Consider the following 17664-nt stretch of genomic DNA (forward strand, 5'->3'; position numbering starts at 1 on the left):
GCTGAAAGACGGATTCGTATCGGTGGTCAAGAGGTCCCCTCTCCGCTCCGGATCTGCGGAATCCCGAGATCAGCGATCCAGGTGGTGCTTTGGTTCCGGATGCGGTCCGTGGCGGTGAGTTTGTTGCGGGCAGCTGCGAGGCTGACACGGAGACTTCTTCTTCGCCCGGCCAGCCGAGCGGGCTCGACTCGCAGCATGGGACAACGGATGCAAGCTTCTTGACGATGTGGGCCTGGCGTTCCGGTGGCCAGCAGGTGACGTTCAGCTGGAGTACACGCCGTTTCAAGATCGTGTTGCCAGAGTTCCGTCCCGTGCCTACCTCACACTCGCGTGCCGGCGTCGCCTCTGTATGCGCCGCGGCTTTGACGCTTTCAGGACTGCTCATCACAGGGATGCTGGCCGCTCAGCCTGCGGCTGCCGCGGACCCGGCCGGCTACCAGAACGTTCGGATCAACGAAGTCACCTCGTCGAACAACGACACGGTGGAGCTGTACAACACCGGCTCGACCGCAGTGAGCATCAGCGGCTGGAAGATGTCCGACGACAGCTTCTCACCGCAGTCGTTCACCCCGTCCTCCAGCACGATCCCGGCCGGCGGCTTCGTCACCTACAACTCGCCCAAGGGGCTCGGTGATTCGGACAAGCTGGTGATCTACACGTCCAGCGGCACGGTGGTCGACCGCGTCGAGTGGGCCACCGACAAGGCGAAGCCGGCGATGGCGCGTTGCGGCGGCGACGGGACCGGTGCCTGGGTGACGGCGACCTCGGCGACCACGTTCGGCACCTCGAACGCCTCGGGCTGCCCGTCGGTCCCGGCGGCGAGCCGGGTGCGGATCAACGAGGTCACCTCGAACGACTCCGACACCGTGGAGCTGTACAACGGCGGAACGAGTGCGGTCAGCGTCGGGTCGTGGAAGTACGTCGACAATGACTCCTCCCACTCCGCGGCCTCGGTCTCGTCCTCCTCGCCGAGCGCGACCAGCATCCCCGCGGGCGGCTACGTCACGTTCAACTCCACCATCGGACTCGGCGACAACGACTCGGTCTTCCTCGTCGACAGCAGCGGCAACACCATCGACTCGGTGACCTGGGCGACCGACGGTGCCACACCGTCGGACGGGCGCTGCGCCAATGGCACCGGCGGGTTCCAGACCACCACGACCGCGACGCTCGGCAGCGCAAACTCCTGCTCCGGCAGCGGCGGTGATGATGGTGGTGGCGGTCAGACCGGCCAGTTGCTGGGAGGCGGTGGCTCGCTCACCAGCGGCTGCACCCCCGAGGCGCCAAGCGGCACGGGTTCCACCCCGGCGGGCGCCCTGGCGTGGCCGGGCGGCCTTGACGTCACGATCGCGGACAACGTCTGCGCGTTCACCACGTCCACCGGCCCGGAAGGCCGGGACGTGAGCGGCCTGGCCTTCGACCCGGCGAACCCGTCGGTGCTGTGGGCCGTCAAGAACAAGAACTGGCTGTACAAGCTGGTCAAGAGCAACGGCAAGTGGATCCCGGACTCGTCGTGGAGCGCGACCGGCAAGCAGATCCGCTTCGCGGGCGGCTCCGGCGAACCGGATACCGAGGGTCTGACGGTCGGCAGCAATGGCCACATCTACGTGACCTCCGAGCGCGACAACACCAGGAACACGGCGCCCAAGGACACGATCCTGGAGTTCGAGCCGGCGGCGACCGGTTCGACGCTGACGCCGGTTCACCAGTGGGACATGACCTCGCAGTTCCCGCAGCTCAACACCGGCGACAAGGACGACGCCAACCTGGGCTTCGAGGGCGTCGGCTACGTGCCGGACAGCTGGCTGACCGCGAACGGCTGGGTCGACCCGCTCACTGGCGCCGCCTACAACCCGGCGAACTACCCGCTGCACGGCTCGGGCCTGTTCTTCGCCGGCCTGGAGTATGACGGCACGTTGCACGTCTACGGCCTGAACTCCGACGGTACGTTCACCACGTTCGGCACGATCGCGACCGGCAAGGCCTCCGTGATGGACGTGACGTTCGACGCCGGAACCCAGCGCCTCATCGCGACCTGCGACAACACGTGCGGCGAGACGCACACCTTCATGAAGGTCAACGCGTCCGGTGCGCTCGTTCCGGACGTGACCTACAAGAACCCGGCCGTCATGCCGACCGACAACTTGGAGGGCTTCGCGATCGCGCCGACCTCGGCCTGCGTCAGCGGCTTCCGCGAAGCGGTCTGGAGCGACGACGGCATCTACGGCTTCGGCTCCGGAAGCTCCTCCTACGGACACGCCCTCTACAGCGGCACCTTCCCCTGCTGATCTCGCCGACCACGGCAGACGGCTCACACACGGGGCCGCCTCCAGGGTGAGGCGCCCAAGCAGTACGCAGCGATGAAGCTCCTGGCAGGCAGGGTGACGACCAGGCCCACCCGCCGACTGCCAGGAGCTTCGTCGTGCCGGTCCCCGGGACCGCCTTCAGCCGGTGGGCGCCGGACGCGGGCCGGCGCTACCGTCCTCAACCTCATCCGCCTCGCAGCCCGGTGGAACGGGCAGCCCCTCGACAGCGCCAACCACAGCCACCCATCCCGGATCCAACTCCGCCTTTCTGATTGACAGTTGGAATCAACCACCAAGAGCGGACGGGATCAGACGGTGACGCCGGCGAACAGGTCGTCCTCAGGGAGCAAGGTGTCAACCAGTGAGCGGGCCGGCTCGTGTGCAGGATGCCCCACCGGTCGTCCAGGCGCTGGACTTTGACCGACAGCACGACGTGGTCATAGAGCAGTGGTCCGCCGTCGCGGTCTTCGTAGTGGCGGAAGCGGGCAACGACTACCCGGGAAGGGCGCGTTGCACGGTGCTGTCGCTGCCGACGCGGACCGAGCCTTCCTCAACGGTTGGAACATGGGCCGGTACATCAACGGCGTGGGCCGCAGCACCCCTTCGTCCTGCCGAACGGGGTGCTCGACACCCAAAGGAAGAACACGCTCGCGCCGGCGGCCCTCTGGGGCGGGACGACGCCGTCGGTAACGGGGAAGGCCGAGTCGACGCTGCTCGGCCAGCGGCCGGAGAAGTCCCGGTCACGCGGGTGGACTCCCCCGGTCCGACGAAATCAGACCCTCATTCCGGTCGGCAGTACGGCACGGGCGATGCCGGTGAGGTTGCCCTGCAGGACGAGGATCTCCCTCCGGTTCGACCCGTCGAGATCGGCCGCGTAGACGGTCCCGGCCAGGTCGGTCACGTACATGCGGCCGTCGTCCGGATCGAGGGCGAGGCCGATGCCTTCCATCAGGTGGGTCAACAGGATCTCAGGCGTCCGCTGCCCGGCCGGCGGGTCCATCGGCGAGCGGTTCACGGTGTTGCCCCGTGGCGGGTCCCCGCGATCCGTCCAGTACAGCATGCGCTCCGCGAGGTCGAGCTCAAGGTCGATCGGCTCCGGCAGCCCCTCGAACAGCACCTTGATGTCACTGCGTTCGGCCGCTCTCTCCCCGGCGGGCAGGTCGATTCCGGCCCGTAGGATCTTCCCGAGCCCCGCGTCACTCGGGCCCTTCTGTGTCCAGTAGAGGTGTCCGCCGACAGGGTCGACGGCGACTCCGACGCACCACTTGGTCTCGTCGCGGCGGTCGTCCTCTCCCTGTCCCGTCTGGACGAGGGTCTCGACGTTCGAGCCGTCGAGGTCGCAGCGCATCACGCGCATACCCTCGCGATCACCCCAGTACAGCTTCCGGCCCGTGGCCTCGAGATGCAGTTGCTTCGGCGTGTGCGTGACGCCGCTGGGAACGATCGTCGTCCGGTTGCCTCCGTCAAGGTCCACGCGTTCGATCGAGCCGTCGTTCTCCGGCGGAAAGCCCATGTTCGTCCAGTAGATGTGCCCGGCCACGACGTCGACGGCGACCCCGTCCGGGATCCTGCATCCGGTGACGACGACCTTCTTGTCGGCGCCGTCGGGGTTCACGGAGAACATGCGACCGCCGCTGCTGGCCTCGAGCACGAACAGTCTTTCCTGGCGCCGCGTCACGGTCCCTCCTTCGCCGGGCGACCGGCTGCGGCGCTCGGGCCGGACGGGTCGTGCTGGGCGCGCACGGCCAGCAGGGCCGACAGCATCGCGTCGCGCCGGGCGCTCAGTTCGCCGATCGAGTGGCCGTCGGCCTCCTGCAGGACCCCGCCCACGATCTTCTCCTTGAGCTCGGGCGTGAACTCGGGGGTGCCCAGTTCCTGCCAGGACGCCACCATCCGCGGCATGAGGGTGTCCATGAAGTGCTGGATGCCACCCTCTCCTCCGCCGAGATGCCACAGCAGATGGGGGCCCATGACGCCCCATCTGAGCCCCGGCCCCCAGGAAACCGCGTCGTCGGAGTCCGCCACGTCGAGCACCCCCTCCTGGACCAGGTGGACGACCTCGCGGTACAGCGCGGCCTGGATGCGGTTGGCGACGTGCCCGGGAAGCTCCTTTTTGAGGTGGATCGGTTTCTTGCCGATCGCGGCGTAGAACGACATGGCGTCCCGGATCGTCTCCGGGGCGGTCCTCGTCCCGCCGACGACCTCGACCAGTGGGACGATGTGCGGGGGATTGAAGGGATGACCGATGACGGTCCGCTCCGCACGCCGGCACTCGGCTTGGATGACGCTCATCGTGATGCCCGACGAGCTCGACGCGATGATCGCGTCCGGCGGCGTGGCGTCGTCGATATCGGCGAACAGCGGGACCTTGAGCTCCGGGCGCTCCGGCGCGTTCTCCTGTACGAAATCGGCGTCTGCGACGGCCTGGCGCAGGTCCGCGGTGAAGGTCAGGCGATCGGGCGAGGCTTCGGGCGCGAGCCCGATCGAGGCCGCCGCGTCCCATGCCGTCTCCACGTACGCGCGCAGGGCCGCCTCCGCGGTGGGGGCGGGGTCGGTCGCCGTCACGTCGAAGCCTCGGACGAGATAGTGCGTCGCCCAGCTCGCACCGATGGTGCCGGTACCGACGATTGCCACGCGGTGGACGGGGCGGTGCGTGTTCATGGCTGGTCACTGTTCCTGGGAGTCGGAGGCGGGCTCTGGGGGAGGTGAGCGGCTGACCTGGCCGGCATCAGCGGCCGTGCCAGACGGGGGCGCGCTTCTCGGCGAACGCCTGTGCGCCCTCCCGTGCGTCCTCGCTGGAGAACAGCCCGTTCGTGAGCTCGTCCTGGCGTGTGAAGGCGTCACTCTCGGTCAGGCCCTGCGTTTCACGCAGGACCTCCTTGACGGTCGCCAGCGCCAGCGGCGCGTTCCGCGCGACGCGCCCCGCCAGCTCGCAGGCCGCGTCCAGTGCGGCGCCGGGTGGGGTCAGCTCATTGACGAGGCCGTACTCCTTGCCTTCGGCGGCGGTCAGCGGCTCGCCCGTGAGCAGTACACGCGCGGCTACGTGGTACGGAAGGCGGCGCGGCAGCCTGACCAGTCCGCCCGCCGCCGCCACGAGGCCGCGCGTGACCTCGGGAAACCCGAACCGGGCGTCCTCCGCGGCCACGATCAGGTCGCAGGCGAGCACCATCTCGAAGCCGCCGCCGAGCGCCCAGCCCTCGACCGCGGCGATCAACGGCTTGCGCACCGCCGTGCCGGTGAGCCCGCCGAAACCCCGGCCGGGGAGCACCGGCAGCTCACCCTTGGCGAATGCCTTCAGGTCCATGCCCGCGCTGAACACCCCGCCCGTGCCCGTGAGTACGCCGACCGACAGTTCCGGGTCCGCGTCGAGCAGATCCAAAGCCGCGGCGAGCCGTACCGCGACCTCGTGGTCCACGGCGTTCTTCTGCGCCGGGCGGTTGAGGGTGATGGTCAGCACGCCGCCGCGGCGCTCGTGGAGCACCGTGTCGGACGCCTCGTGCGCCGTGCTCATGGCGACGCCTCGCCTTCCGTCGTGCCGGGGATCGTTCCCTGGGCGCGCAGTTCGGCGATCTCGGCGGCGGCGAATCCCAGCTCGGCGAGGATCTCGTCGTTGTGCTCGCCCAGGTCCGGCGCTCGCTTCGCCGGCACCTTCGGCACCCCTCGGAGGTTGACCGGGCTGCTGATGGTTTCCGCCAGCCCGCTGACTCCTTCCAGTGGCACCACGATGTCGTTCGCGCGCAGCTGCGGGTCCTGCGCGGCCTGCTCCGGCGTCTGAATGAGGCTGTAGGTGACGCGTTCTCGGCCCAGGGCGTCCTTCCAGTGGGCGAACGGCTGCGTGCGGAACTCGACGTCGAGCAGCTCGCTCAGCGCGGCGGAGTTCTTGACGAAGCCCTCGATGTCCGCGAAACGGGGATCCTCGAGCAGCTCGGGGTGCCCGATGGCCCGTGTCAGTCCCGGCCAGTGCGGGGGTGAGGCGACCAGCATGAACCACTCGCCGTCCGCGGTCCGGTAGGGGTTGATCAGCGGGTTCGCCGGCGCCTTCCGGTCGTGCAGCTCGAACGGCGTGCCGCCGGCGAGCGCGCCGGCCACGAGGGTTCCCGTGGCCCAGACGCCCGCGGCGAGCAGCGACGTCCCGACACTGGCTCCTTGTCCCGTGCGCTCGCGGCGGTACAGGGCGGTCACGATCGCCGCGTAGATCGCGATCGCCGACATGTAGTCGCCGCTGCCCCAGACCGGCACCGTCGGCGGGGCTCCCGCGTCCCGGGTGGAGGCCAGCAGTCCGCTGCGCGACCAGGCGGCGGTCAGGTCGAAGCCCGGCTGCCCGGCGTCGGGGCCGGTGTCCCCGAAGCCGGTGATGTCGGCGTAGACGACCCGCGGGTTCCAGCCCGCGACCTCTTCGTAGCCAAGGTGCAGTTTCTCGCGTGTGCCGTGCGGAAAGTTGGTGATCACGACGTCGGCCCACTCGACGAGGCGCTTGAGGACCGTGGTGGCCGACGGTGACTTCAGGTCGATCACCATGCCGCGCTTGTTGCGGTTGGCGAGGTGCCAGCTGTAGTTGGCCTGCGCCCGGGGACTGGGCGGCACGGAACTCAGCCGCCGCTGAGGATCGCCCGTCCCGGGCGGTTCGATCTTGATGACGTCCGCTCCGAAGTCGGAGAGCACGGTGGCTGCGGCCGGTCCTGCGATGAAGCTCGACGCGTCGAGGACCTTCAGGCCGGTGAAGACGGATTCGGTGGTCATCTTCGTCACCTCACGAAGGCGCTCAGGCCGCCGGTCACGGAACGTCCGACGATGAGGGTCTGGATCTCCCGCGTGCCCTCGTACGAGTAGATGGCCTCGGCGTCGGCGACGAAGCGGCCGATCTTGTAGTCGAGGATGATGCCGTTGCCGGCCAGCAGTTCCCGCGCCCACCCCACGTTCTCGCGCATCCGCACGGTGCAGTAGGCCTTCGCCAGGGCGGACTGCTCGTCCCTGTACACCCCGGCGTCCTGCAACTGGGCCAGGCGCGCCATCATCCCGCACGAGGCCGTGGCATTGCCGAGCATCTTCACCAGCAGGTCCTGCACGAGCTGGAAGCCCCCGATCGGACGCCCGAACTGCTCGCGGTCCTTCGCGTACTGCAGGGCGATCTCGTAGGCGCCGAACATCACTCCCACCGCCTGCCACGCCACGCCGCTGCGCGTCTGGCGCAGGATCTTGGCGGTGTCCTTGAACGAGTTCGCGTTCTGCAGCCGGTTGGCCTCCGGAACGCGGCAGCCGTCGAGCACGATGTCGGCGTTCTGCACGATCCGCAGCGCCATCTTGTTCTCGATCTTCGTCGCGGTGAACCCGGGGGTGTCCTTCTCAACGACGAAGCCCAGCACGTGCTGCGTCTCGACGTCGCGGGCCCAGATGACGACCAGGTCGGCGAACGTCGCGTTTCCGATCCACCGCTTCGCGCCGTCGAGGATCCATACGTCGCCGTCGCGGCGCGCGGTCGTCCGCAGGCCGCCGGCCACGTCGGAGCCGCCGTGCGGCTCGGTCAACCCGAAGGCGCCGATCTTCTCGAAGCGGCTCATCGCCGGCAGCCACCGCCGCTTCTGTTCGTCGGAACCGCAGGTGAGGATCGTGCCCATGGCCAGACCTGTGTGCACGCCGGCGAACGTCGCCATGGACGCGTCGACATGCGCCATCTCCAGCGCGATGAAGCCCGCGAGGAGATTGCTCGGCCCGGATTCCGGGGAGTCCGGGTCGGCCCAGTCCATCAAGCCGAGCTTCCCGAAGCTCTCGACCAGCTGGAAGGGGAACTCGGCCCGGGCCCAGCAGTCGTCGACGATCGGGGCGACCTGCGTGCGCAGGAACGCGCGCAGGGACTCGACCTTCTCCCGCTCGCTGTCCGACAGCAGTCCTCGTAGGCGTAGAAGTCGGCGGGCAGCAGCCCTTTGTCCAGGTAGGGACCGGACGGTGTCGGCAAGGTCGATGTGCCGCTCATTGCATTCTCCCTCAAGCCCTGTAGGGCATGGCTCGGAGGTCCGCGCCCGTCAACGCTCTCCGCGCCCGGCGTTTTCGGTTCTCTGGCGCGATTAAACGCGGATCCGGAGCCGGCCCCCCGGACCCGCGCCGCACAGGGGTGCCGTTGTCGCCGCGGACCACCCCGGTGGCCCGTCGCCGCCCGGTGCGGGAGAAGTGAGGCAGGACTGCGAGGCTCGTCGTACTGCGCCCGAGCCTCCCGGCCGCTCCCATCGGCGGGAGCTGCTAATAGAATTAGCCGTGACCAGCGCTTCTCAGGCGTTCAGGATGCTTCCGGACAGCTCGCTCACTTCGGCTCCGGCCAGTTCGTGCTGCCCAGTTTTCTCGAGGGCCCGGATGTGGTCGCGGAGGACTTCGACAATCTTGTCGGGGGCCTCGGGTAGTTGGTTCTCCAGCCCGAGCAGGTCAAGGCCCTTCTCGCTGGCGACGTCGGCGGGGCTTCGATCAAGGCTCGTTCTCGATGACCGTAGAGTGCGTGCGGACGTGGCTGGCAGATGGCGACCCGCTCCACGTCCTGCAGAAGATCGCCGGACATGGTTCGATCACCACGACCCGGCGCTACGCCCCCCCGACCGCATGTCGCACCACCTCATGGGTGAGTCGCTCTGCACCCGCCCGGCCATCCGCCGGTCGTCACGAGAGGTACCGGTGCCGGCCGGGGGCGACCTCACGGTCAAGCATCGCCGGTGTACTGCGGCGGCCGGAGTCCCCCCGCGAGGGCTCTTGTCGACCACGTCCCCACATGGTCCCTGAACATGCGGAAAGAACCGCATCCAATCCCTCAGATGCGGTCCTTCACCTACGACTCTTGCGAGTCGGGACGACAGGATTTGAACCTGCGACCCCTTGACCCCCAGTCAAGTGCGCTACCAAGCTGCGCCACGTCCCGTTGTCTACTCGTCTGACCTGGGCTTTCCCCCTGGCCGAACGCGCATGAGAACAATACCGCACTCGAGCGGGTGCTCACGAACCACTTGTGATCGTTGACCTCAACCACGATCGAGGTCGATGACCGCCGCCCGCGCCCCGCGCAACCGACTGAGGAGCTTGATGACGGGCGACGAGAAACACGGTCCCGCTGCCGCCTCGCCCCTCGGCGCACTCCGGGTGCTTTACCGCCATGTACGGCACGTCACACCCTGCACTGTCGACGATCCGGATTCGAGTCGGTCGGCTGATCGGCCGAGACCGTGAACGGACGCGATCACGAGGCGCTGCACACGGCGCTTGCGGCGCAGCGTCCGGGGCGGCCGCGGTCACCCGCGTGGCCCCCACGGACCGGCTCCCCCCTCGGCGACACCGCCGCCCCGGCCAGGGAACGACGGAGATCCACCCCTCATGGACACTATGTGTGACCACTCCGTCACCATCGGATCGCGCTGCAGGACGACGATTCATGGCCGGCCCGGATCAGCCGGGACGGTCTGGTCTGCGCCACGCGCCCATCCGAACCTCGTCTCCCATGCCGGGGCATCCGGGAGCGGCCGCTGATCGGCGCGCTGACCGGCATGCGGCCGATCGGTATGCGGGCGCCGGGGGGATTCGGTGATCGGGGGCGTTGTCCGGGGCGACCGGTGACCGGGGCTGCTGTGTCCTCGATCGCCGGACGGGCTGTGTGCGGCCCGTCCGGCGGAGTGGATCACGTGCGCACGGGGCCTACGGGTGGATCAGGACCTGGGACAGGGCTACCCGCCCCGTTCCCGACACGGCGATCTTCACCGTACGGGTCCGGCTGTCCAGGTTCAGGACCGTCGGGCGCAGCGCCTTGCCGCTCACATGGATGGTGCCGTCGTCCGTGATGACGTCGAAGTCCGCCGTCGTGGACGACGAGTTGTTCCAGACCTCGATCTGCCGGATCCGCTTCGTGACGCCCAGGTCGACCTGCCACCAGGCGCCCGCCTCGGACAGCGTGCGGGTGTCCGTGTTGGTGTCGGCGTCGAGGGCGAGCACCGGAGCCGCGGCGCCCTCGGTGGAGGACTGGGTCGCTGTGCCCGTGCGTGCCAGGTCGGTGTGCAGCTGCTCGACCGGGCCGCCGTGGACGCCGGCCCGTGCGGCGACGGCGAGGGCTTCGGCCGGCAGCCGGTCCAGGCCGGTGTGGTTGTCCGTCATCACGGATCCGGTCCCGGCGAGCGCGGGCGCGGCGGTGTCTGTCCAGTTGCCACGGGCCGTGTTCTGGATGCCGTAGTCCGCCCAGTTGGAGACCCACTTGTAGCCGATGCGGGTGATCACGTTGTTCTCGACGGTGATGTGCGAGGACTGCTCGTCGAGATAGATGCCGTTGCCGTCCCGCTCGGTGTTGCCGAAGGCGGAACGGTTGATGTAGTTGCCGGAGACGACCGTGCCGGGCTGGGCGCCCTGGGTGTAGATCGCGCCGCCGTCGTGCTGCTGCCGGGCGACCTCCATGACGTTCGTGATCCGGTTGCCGGTCACCTTGTTGTCGTGCAGCACGGACTGCCGGGCCTCGGGCTGGTTCCAGCCCCAGCCGACCGAGATCCCGGAGTACGGGAGGTGGTCGAGGCTGTTGTGATCGACCGTCAGCTCGGCCTCGTATCCGGCCCAGATGCCGACCGAGTCGGTGTACTCGACACCGGAACGGGTGATCGTGTTGTACGCGATCGCGTTCCGCTCCCCGGCGAGCGACGCCTCGGGCTGCGGTTCGGTGTCGCCCACGTAGACCGCGCCCGAGGACAGGTCGGTGAACGTGGAGCGGGTCAGGGAGCTGTCCTTGGTGCCCGCCTCGAGTATCGCGCCGGCCCCGCCGAGGTGGCTGAACTGCGCGTTCTCGATGGAGATGTGCTGCCCGCCGCGGACGGTGACCGCGGCGGACGGCTTGGTGTAGAAGCGGCCCGCGTGGTCGACGGGCCCGGTGGCGCCGGTCAGGGTGAGACCGGCCTGCATGCCCGCGTAGCCCTCGTCGGTGTCGGGCTGGCGGTACGCCGCATACGCGAAGCCGATCCCGCTGACGGTGACGTCGTGGGCACCGTCGACGACGAGCAGCTGTTCGGTGTGCGGAGTGAGGGCCTGCGCACGGCGCATGTTCTCGCCCTCGCGCGGCAGGTAGGTGACGGTACGCGCCTCGGAGTTCCAGACGAACTCACCCGACTGGTCGAGGAGTTCGGGGGCGTTCTCGAAGAAGGCGACGCCGCTGTAGCGGGTGGAGTCGACCGCCGTGGTGTCCCAGGCGGGTCCGGTGCGGTTGGTGCCACCCGCGGAGTTGGTCCAGCAGGGCTGGGCGAAGGTGAGGAGGTCGCCGCTGACGCCCGCGATCCGGCAGTGGTAGTTGCGCCAGCGGACCCGGATGACGGCCTCGGCGTCGGTGGGCCGCTGCCAGCCGGCGATGCCGGTGGACGTCGCCCCGGTCATGCCGGTCCTGGTGGCATCGCACACGCTCGCCGCACAGGATGTGCCGCGGGCGCGGGTTGCGCGCTTGCCGTCGACGAAGAGCTGGCGCGGGGTGATGCCGGCCGGGACGGCGGCGGTCCAGGTGCCGTCGGCGTTCTGCGCCCAGCCGGTGATGTTCCGGCCGCCGGAGAGGACGGGCCGGGCGCCCGGAGCAGCGGTCCAGGTGACGGTGTGTCCGCCCGTCCCGGAGTCGTCGGCGCCGAGCCGCAGGGGTGCGTCGAGGTGGTACGTACCGCCCTTGAGCAGGACGCGGATGTCACGGCCGGTCTCGGTGCGGGCGCGGTCGCGGGCGCCTTCCGGGGAGCACGGGCGCGCGACCGTACAGGTGGTGCCGTGGCCGTCGGGTGCCGCGTACAGGGTGCGTGCGCCGGGTGCGGCCTGGGCGGTCGGGGCGGCGACGAGGGCGGCCAGGGCCGCCGCGGTGACGGCGGCAGCGGTTCTCCGTATGACGTTCGTCGGATGGTTCACGCGGTCGCCTTCCAGTCGGGGTGGCCGGGCATGGGCGGGTTGACGGCGCCGAAGAGCCAGTCGCGCAGGAACGCGTCGAGGGACGGATCGCCGGTGACCTCGACGGTGTGGGCGATGAACTCCTCGCTGGTGTAGGTCGAGTCCTTGAAACGCCGCACCCACTCCCGCATGACCTTGTCGAACGCCCGCCGGCCGATCTGCAGGGTCAGGGCGTACAGGACGAGTGCGCCGCCGTCGTAGATGTTGGTTCCGCCGAGCGCCTTGGGCAGTCCGGGCGGGCCGTCGGCGGCGCGGATCCTGTCGAGCTTCTCGTACGTGGTCTTCATCTTGTCCGCGAAGACCGACCATCCGCGCTCCTCGCCGTACAGCCCGGCGTAGTACACGGCGGGGCCTTCGTTGAGCCAACGAGCGTGCGTACCGCATCGAGACCACGAGTGTGCTGCACGGCCCGTGGGAGATCCGGGTGCACCGGGTCGAGGCGCCGGAGGGCGTGCTGGTGCGGGAGGGCGGCCATGCGGTGGCGCATGGGGAGCGGCCGTTCGCCTCGTCGGGCCCGGGCTGGGCGCTGGCCCGCACGGCCGACGGTCTGACGAGTGCCGTGGTCGCACTTCACGGCTGGGACACCGAGACCGGCGCGGCGGCGGGCGGGCCCCCGTCGGCCCGGGAAACCGCGGCAGCCGGCGGGACGAGCGCGGGCAGTGAGACTGCGGAGCCCCGGGAGACGGCACACGGATCCGGTGTCGCGCGCGATGTGCAGTCCAATGCGTACGGGCCGCACTCCGCGATCCCGTATCTGCGCGGCAGTCGTCATCCGGGCGGGCGGAGCGTCCATGTCTCCCTGATCGCGCTCTCCCGCGACACGGTGCATCCGCAGGCGCTGCGCACATCGGTGGGAGTGCGTGCCGTCGGCGCGGATGCAGTGGTGCTGACCTTCCTGGACGGCACCACTGTCGAGGTCTGAGCGAGGGGCTCCGGATCAGGGCCTGGTGCCTCTGTCGTCCTCCCGTCGGTGGATGTGCCCGATGAGTTCCTGCGCCAGGGACTTGATGGTGTCGAGGCCGGCCCGCCCCCAGGGACGGGGCACGGTGTCGACGGCACAGACCGCACCCAGCGCGATGCCCGTACGGTCGATGAGCGGCGCCCCCAGATAGGAACGGATCCCTATCTCGTCGACGACCGGATTGCCGGCGAACCTGGGGTAGTCGCAGACGTCCTCCAGGACGAGTGCCTTGCGGCGTGCGACGACATGCGGGCAGTAACCGTGGTCGAGGGCCATGTACCGGCCGCCCCGTCCGGTGCCCGCGGCCGCGGCCCCCAGGTCGGAGCCGGTGTGCGTGCCGGCCGGGGTGTGCAGACCGGCGAAGAACTGCCGGTTCTCGTCGATGAAGTTGACCATCGAGAACGGCACTTCGGTCACCTCGGCCACCCTGTCGGCGAACGCGTCGAAGCTGTCGAAGGAGGCGTCGGCGCGTTCTCCCAGCCCGAGTGTCCGCAGCCGCCGGGTGCGGACGGGGGCGTCGTGGTCGACGGGGGTCAGGAGCAGCCGGCCGGGAGCGGGCCGGCTCTCGGGCGGACTCACGAGTGGGCTCCGAAGCCGGACAGCGGTGCCGGCGCCGCGGTGGCGTTGATGAGGTGCTGGACGAGGGTGACCAGCGCACCGGTGCCCGAGCTGGCGATCCGGGCGTCGCAGAGGACGACGGGCACCTCGGGTCCGAGGTCGAGTGCGGCCCGTACCTCCTCGGGGCCGTAGCGGTAGGAACCGTCGAACTCGTTGACCGCGACGATGAACCCGATACCCCGCCGCTCGAAGAAGTCGACGGCCGGGAAGCACTCCTCCAGTCTGCGGGTGTCGGCGAGCACGACCGCGCCCAGCGCCCCCTGGGAGAGCTCGTCCCACATGAACCAGAAGCGTTCCTGGCCAGGGGTGCCGAACAGATAGAGCACGTGCTGCTCGTCGAGGGTGATGCGGCCGAAGTCCATCGCAACCGTGGTGGCGGTCTTGGACTCGATCCCCTCGAGGCTGTCGGTCGCCGCACTGACCTGGGTCAGCAGCTCTTCCGTGCTCAGCGGTGCGATCTCGCTGACCGCGCCCACGAACGTGGTCTTGCCGACGCCGAAGCCGCCCGCCACCAGGACCTTGAGCGCGACGGGGAAGTACTCCGTGCTCGCGGTCCCGTCACCCCCGGCCGAGCCGCCGAAGCCGTCAGAGCTGTCGTCGTAAGCCATCGAGCACTGCCTCCAGCAGAGATCGGTCGGTGGGCATGTCATGGAAGGCGGGCGGATGCGCGGTGACTGCGCCGCAGTCGACCAGGTCGGAGACGAGCACCTTGGTGACGACCGCGGGCAGCCGCAGGTGCGCGGCGATCTCGGCCACCGAAGTGGGACCGCCGCACAGCCCGAGCGCCACGGAGTGCTCGGGGCCGAGATGCGTCTGCGGGTCCGCTCCGGTGGCCCGCACCAGCGAGAGCAGATCGAGCACGGTCGTCGGACGGGTACGGCCGTTGCTCACGGTGTACGGACGGATGAGACGGCCGGCCGCGTCGTCGAGCAACGGCCCGTCCTGCGGGGCCGACATCCTCACAGCCCCGTGGAGCTCGGTGTCCCGGCCGCTTGCCTCGCCGGGGTCATCAGATACGGCCGGACGCTCTTGACCAGCATGGTCATCTCGTAACCGAGCACCGCGGCGTCCGCCTCACGCCCGGCCAGGACGGCGAGGCAGGTGCCGGATCCGGCGGTGGAGACGAACAGCAGCGTCGAGTCGAGCTCCACCACGACCTGCCGGACCTCTCCGTTGTCGCCGAAGCGCGCCCCGGCGCTGCGGCCGAGCGAGTACAGCCCCGCGGCCAGCGCCGCCATGTGGTCGGCACTGTCGGCGTCCATGCCGTGGAGGGATTTCACCAGCCCGTCGGCGGAGAGCAGGACCGCGCTGCGCGTGTACGGCACTCGCTGTACCAGCCCGCTCAGCAGCCAGTCGAGGTCCGAGACCTGACTGGACGGCATTTCGGTCGCCATGGTGCATCTACTCCTTGAAGGTGTTCGTTTCGAGGGGGTCCAGGTCGAGGTGGTGCGAGTCGGAACGCTGCGGGTCCGGACGCTGCGTGTCGCCGGACGCGGTGGGCCCGCCGACCGGCAGCGGCTCGGCGGACGCGGTGGGCCCGCGGACCGGCAGCGGCTCGAGCGGGGCCGGAGCTTGCCAGGCCGGTGGTGCCGGTGCGTCGGGGATGCCGTCCGGGTCCTGCTCGGTGTCGGCGTCCGCGGCACTGCGGGCCTCGGCGAGCTCGACGCCCCGTCGGAAGGACGCCATCAGGCCGGGGTCGTGGAGGGCTGGTTGTTCGTCTTCGAGGCGTGCGGCAGGTGCCTCCCTGAGCTGCGGAACCAGGTGTTCCTGGTTGGTGCGCCTGGGGAGTTGAGGACGCCCCATCGTGCCGCGCACGACTCCCGTCTCCCGCGGGAGGACCGGAGCCGCGTCGGCCGGGCGCCGGACGCCGGGGCGGGCGTCGGCGGGGGTGGGCCGGTCGACCCGCCCGGCGCGCAGCGGCAGCGGTGGGCCTTCGCCCAGCCGCCGTGTCTGCTGGGGCGGTTGATGCAGCCGCAGCGGCTGGCTGGGCACCTGCGCCTGCCGGTTCGGGGCCGGGACCTGGGGCTGCTGGGCCGGGCTCACGTTCCGCTGCGATGCGGTGTCGTCCTGGGCCGGCGGCCGGTGTACGGGGCCGGGCAGCGGGACCGGGGCGGCGTCGGTGTCGGCCGTCGTGGGTTCGTCCCCGTCGCCCCCGAGCAGGGACTGCGGCAGCACCAGTACGGCCTGGGTGCCGCCGTAGATGTTGCTCTGCAGCCGGACGGCGATGCCGTGTCTGCGGGCCAGCGAGGCGACGACGAACAGCCCGATCCGGCCATCCTGCAGCAGGTGGGCGACGTTGACCTGGTCGGGGTCTGCGAGCAGGGCGTTCATCCGCTTCTGCTCGTTGCCCGGCAGGCCGAGCCCGCGGTCCTCGACCTCCAGGGCGAGCCCGGCGGTCACCTGCTGGGCACGCAGGAGCACCTGGGTGTGCGGGGCGGAGAACACGGTGGCGTTCTCGACGAGTTCCGCCAGCAGATGGATCACATCGGCCACGGCGTGCCCGCGCAGCGTGCCGTCGATCGGCGGCACCAGCTTGACCCGCGGATAGTGCTCGACCTCGGCGATCGCCGAGCGCAGCACCTCGGTCATGGTGACCGGGTTGCTCCACTGCCGCCGCGAGATGGCGCCGCCGAGCACGGCGAGGTTCTCGGCGTGCCGGCGGATGCGGGTGGCGAGATGGTCGACGTGGAAGAGGCCCTTGAGCAGATCGGGGTCCTCGACCTCGTGCTCCAGCTCGTCGAGCAGCTGGATCTCACGGTGTACGAGCGACTGGAGGCGGCGGGCGAGATTGACGAAGACCTCGACCCGCTGTTCCTCGCCCGAGTCGTGGGTGAGCCGGGACGCCGTCACGACTGCGGCCACGGCCGCGTCCTGCGAGCGGCTCAGTTCCTGCGCGAGCAGATCGAAGGCGTCGCTGCCGGGTGGGACGGGCTGCGGGGGCCGCCGTGGGGGCAACGGTTCCCCGCTGCGGAGCTGCTCCACCACCCGCTGCAGTTCGGCCTGCCCGTGGGCGCTGGCACGGCGCAGCGCCAGACACCGTCCGAGGACGGTGGTGGAGACCCGGTTGGCGCCGAGGAACGCGGCGACCACGGCGGCCACGGCCAGGGCCGCGGATCCGCCGAGCGCGATCCAGAGTTCGGTGGTCATCGGGGCGCTCGTGGAGCGGATCGTGAAGATGACGGCTGCGGTGCCGCCCAGTACGACGGCGATGGCCGGCAGCACGGCGGTGCGGAGGATCTGGGGCCTTATGCGGGATTCAGGAGACAGCTGCGCGGCGCGCGGCCTGGCCGGGGCCGAGTGGGCACGGGCCCCCGGCCGGCCGTGCCGCCCACCCTCTCGGCGTTCCGGTCGCGCGTCGGGTGCGCGAAGTTGAGACATCAGCGTCCTCGGTACGTGGGGCACCAGGAATCGGCGTTCATGTGGTGACACCTACGGTCGTCGGTCAGGCTCGGGTCATCGGTCGGACAGGCTCGAAAGAGATGAGCCCACCGTTGATCACCGGCCACACACGGTAGTCGCCGATCGCTGATGTTCGGCGGGCAGTTGTCGAACTTGCCCGCCATCCGTCCTGCTCTGGTATGAGCGCTCGCTCGGACGACCGAATACGCCGCATTGACACGGTCGGCGGACACCCGCCCGGCCGGGCGGATCGGGCCGCCGGGTTCGGCGTCGGGCCCGGGCGTACGCCGGCCGTGCGGGGAGGATCACGGCGGCACCCGGGACAGGCGCCGGCCAGGATGCGCACCGTGCGGGCGCGCGCCTCGTCACCCGTCGACCACGAGAGCTTCCTCGACCGGCGCCACGGGCGGGCTGTCCGAACGCGGGGGCAAACGCCTGGGTTTCGGAGGGTGCGTCAGGCCA

At 70.1% G+C, this 17664-nt stretch carries 12 protein-coding genes, 1 tRNA gene and 3 pseudogenes; 2 read left to right on the forward strand and 14 right to left on the reverse strand.

The window, feature by feature from the left end; genetic code table 11:
- The first annotated feature begins 362 nt into the window (after positions 1 to 362).
- Complete coding sequence (locus OG878_RS05990) at positions 363 to 2288, forward strand: lamin tail domain-containing protein (protein ID WP_328885797.1); 1926 nt, start codon at positions 363 to 365, stop codon at positions 2286 to 2288.
- 202 nt (positions 2289 to 2490) lie between these two features.
- Here OG878_RS05990 and OG878_RS42215 read toward each other — a convergent pair.
- The 9 genes and pseudogenes from OG878_RS42215 to OG878_RS06035 form a co-directional block, all read right to left on the reverse strand.
- Positions 2491 to 2823, reverse strand: a pseudogene (locus OG878_RS42215) (relaxase domain-containing protein); the annotation flags it as partial.
- A gap of 255 nt (positions 2824 to 3078) precedes the next feature.
- Positions 3079 to 3984, reverse strand: a complete 906-nt coding sequence (locus OG878_RS05995; protein WP_328885798.1) for a YncE family protein — start codon at positions 3982 to 3984, stop codon at positions 3079 to 3081.
- A complete protein-coding gene (locus OG878_RS06000) occupies positions 3981 to 4967 on the reverse strand; it encodes a 3-hydroxyacyl-CoA dehydrogenase NAD-binding domain-containing protein (protein ID WP_328885799.1) in 987 nt (328 codons plus the stop codon). The genes OG878_RS05995 and OG878_RS06000 overlap by 4 nt, the downstream gene beginning before the upstream one ends.
- Positions 4968 to 5034: 67 nt before the next feature.
- Positions 5035 to 5817, reverse strand: a complete 783-nt coding sequence (locus OG878_RS06005; protein ID WP_328885800.1) for a crotonase/enoyl-CoA hydratase family protein — start codon at positions 5815 to 5817, stop codon at positions 5035 to 5037.
- The gene (locus OG878_RS06010; protein WP_328885801.1) at positions 5814 to 7046 is read right to left on the reverse strand and encodes a CaiB/BaiF CoA transferase family protein; all 1233 of its coding nucleotides are present in this window, start codon (positions 7044 to 7046) and stop codon (positions 5814 to 5816) included. The genes OG878_RS06005 and OG878_RS06010 overlap by 4 nt, the downstream gene beginning before the upstream one ends.
- Before the next feature lie 5 nt (positions 7047 to 7051).
- Positions 7052 to 8277, reverse strand: a pseudogene (locus tag OG878_RS06015) (acyl-CoA dehydrogenase family protein).
- Positions 8278 to 9130: 853 nt separating this feature from the next.
- Positions 9131 to 9204: transfer RNA gene (locus OG878_RS06020), tRNA-Pro, on the reverse strand.
- A gap of 767 nt (positions 9205 to 9971) precedes the next feature.
- Positions 9972 to 12185 carry a right-handed parallel beta-helix repeat-containing protein gene (locus tag OG878_RS06030; protein WP_328885802.1) on the reverse strand — a complete coding sequence of 738 codons (2214 nt, stop codon included), beginning with the start codon at positions 12183 to 12185 and terminating at the stop codon, positions 9972 to 9974.
- Positions 12182 to 12568 carry a hypothetical protein gene (locus OG878_RS06035; protein WP_328885803.1) on the reverse strand — a complete coding sequence of 129 codons (387 nt, stop codon included), beginning with the start codon at positions 12566 to 12568 and terminating at the stop codon, positions 12182 to 12184. The genes OG878_RS06030 and OG878_RS06035 overlap by 4 nt, the downstream gene beginning before the upstream one ends.
- A gap of 23 nt (positions 12569 to 12591) precedes the next feature.
- On the opposite strand from OG878_RS06035, the pseudogene OG878_RS06040 reads away from it, so the two are divergent.
- Positions 12592 to 13146 (forward strand): annotated as a pseudogene (locus tag OG878_RS06040) (hypothetical protein); the annotation flags it as partial.
- A 15-nt stretch (positions 13147 to 13161) separates the two neighbouring features.
- On the opposite strand, the gene OG878_RS06045 reads toward OG878_RS06040, so the two are convergent.
- The 5 genes from OG878_RS06045 to OG878_RS06065 are packed head-to-tail and all read right to left on the reverse strand — an operon-like array spanning position 13162 to position 17181.
- Positions 13162 to 13764, reverse strand: a complete 603-nt coding sequence (locus tag OG878_RS06045; RefSeq protein ID WP_328885804.1) for a GAF domain-containing protein — start codon at positions 13762 to 13764, stop codon at positions 13162 to 13164.
- Positions 13761 to 14411 carry a GTP-binding protein gene (locus OG878_RS06050; RefSeq protein ID WP_328885805.1) on the reverse strand — a complete coding sequence of 217 codons (651 nt, stop codon included), beginning with the start codon at positions 14409 to 14411 and terminating at the stop codon, positions 13761 to 13763. The genes OG878_RS06045 and OG878_RS06050 overlap by 4 nt, the downstream gene beginning before the upstream one ends.
- Positions 14389 to 14760: a DUF742 domain-containing protein gene (locus OG878_RS06055; RefSeq protein ID WP_328885806.1), complete on the reverse strand. Its 372-nt coding sequence runs from the start codon at positions 14758 to 14760 to the stop codon at positions 14389 to 14391. Before OG878_RS06055 ends, OG878_RS06050 begins: the two co-directional genes overlap by 23 nt.
- Positions 14761 to 14762: 2 nt before the next feature.
- Complete coding sequence (locus tag OG878_RS06060; protein WP_277329967.1) at positions 14763 to 15197, reverse strand: roadblock/LC7 domain-containing protein; 435 nt, start codon at positions 15195 to 15197, stop codon at positions 14763 to 14765.
- Positions 15198 to 15204: 7 nt separating this feature from the next.
- Complete coding sequence (locus OG878_RS06065) at positions 15205 to 17181, reverse strand: sensor histidine kinase (RefSeq protein ID WP_328885807.1); 1977 nt, start codon at positions 17179 to 17181, stop codon at positions 15205 to 15207.
- Positions 17182 to 17664: the final 483 nt, after the last annotated feature.

Origin of the sequence: Streptomyces sp. NBC_00316, from assembly GCF_036158715.1 — a bacterium.
Lineage (GTDB): Bacteria > Actinomycetota > Actinomycetes > Streptomycetales > Streptomycetaceae > Streptomyces.

Bases quoted from the DNA above. Each gene is read 5' to 3' on its own strand.
- OG878_RS06060 (WP_277329967.1), bottom strand. From the start codon at position 15,197: ATGGCGACCGAAATGCCGTCCAGTCAGGTCTCGGACCTCGACTGGCTG.
- OG878_RS06050 (WP_328885805.1), bottom strand. From the start codon at position 14,411: ATGGCTTACGACGACAGCTCTGACGGCTTCGGCGGCTCGGCCGGGGGT.
- OG878_RS06065 (WP_328885807.1), bottom strand. From the start codon at position 17,181: ATGTCTCAACTTCGCGCACCCGACGCGCGACCGGAACGCCGAGAGGGT.
- OG878_RS06055 (WP_328885806.1), bottom strand. From the start codon at position 14,760: ATGTCGGCCCCGCAGGACGGGCCGTTGCTCGACGACGCGGCCGGCCGT.
- OG878_RS06005 (WP_328885800.1), bottom strand. From the start codon at position 5,817: ATGAGCACGGCGCACGAGGCGTCCGACACGGTGCTCCACGAGCGCCGC.
- OG878_RS06000 (WP_328885799.1), bottom strand. From the start codon at position 4,967: ATGAACACGCACCGCCCCGTCCACCGCGTGGCAATCGTCGGTACCGGC.
- OG878_RS06010 (WP_328885801.1), bottom strand. From the start codon at position 7,046: ATGACCACCGAATCCGTCTTCACCGGCCTGAAGGTCCTCGACGCGTCG.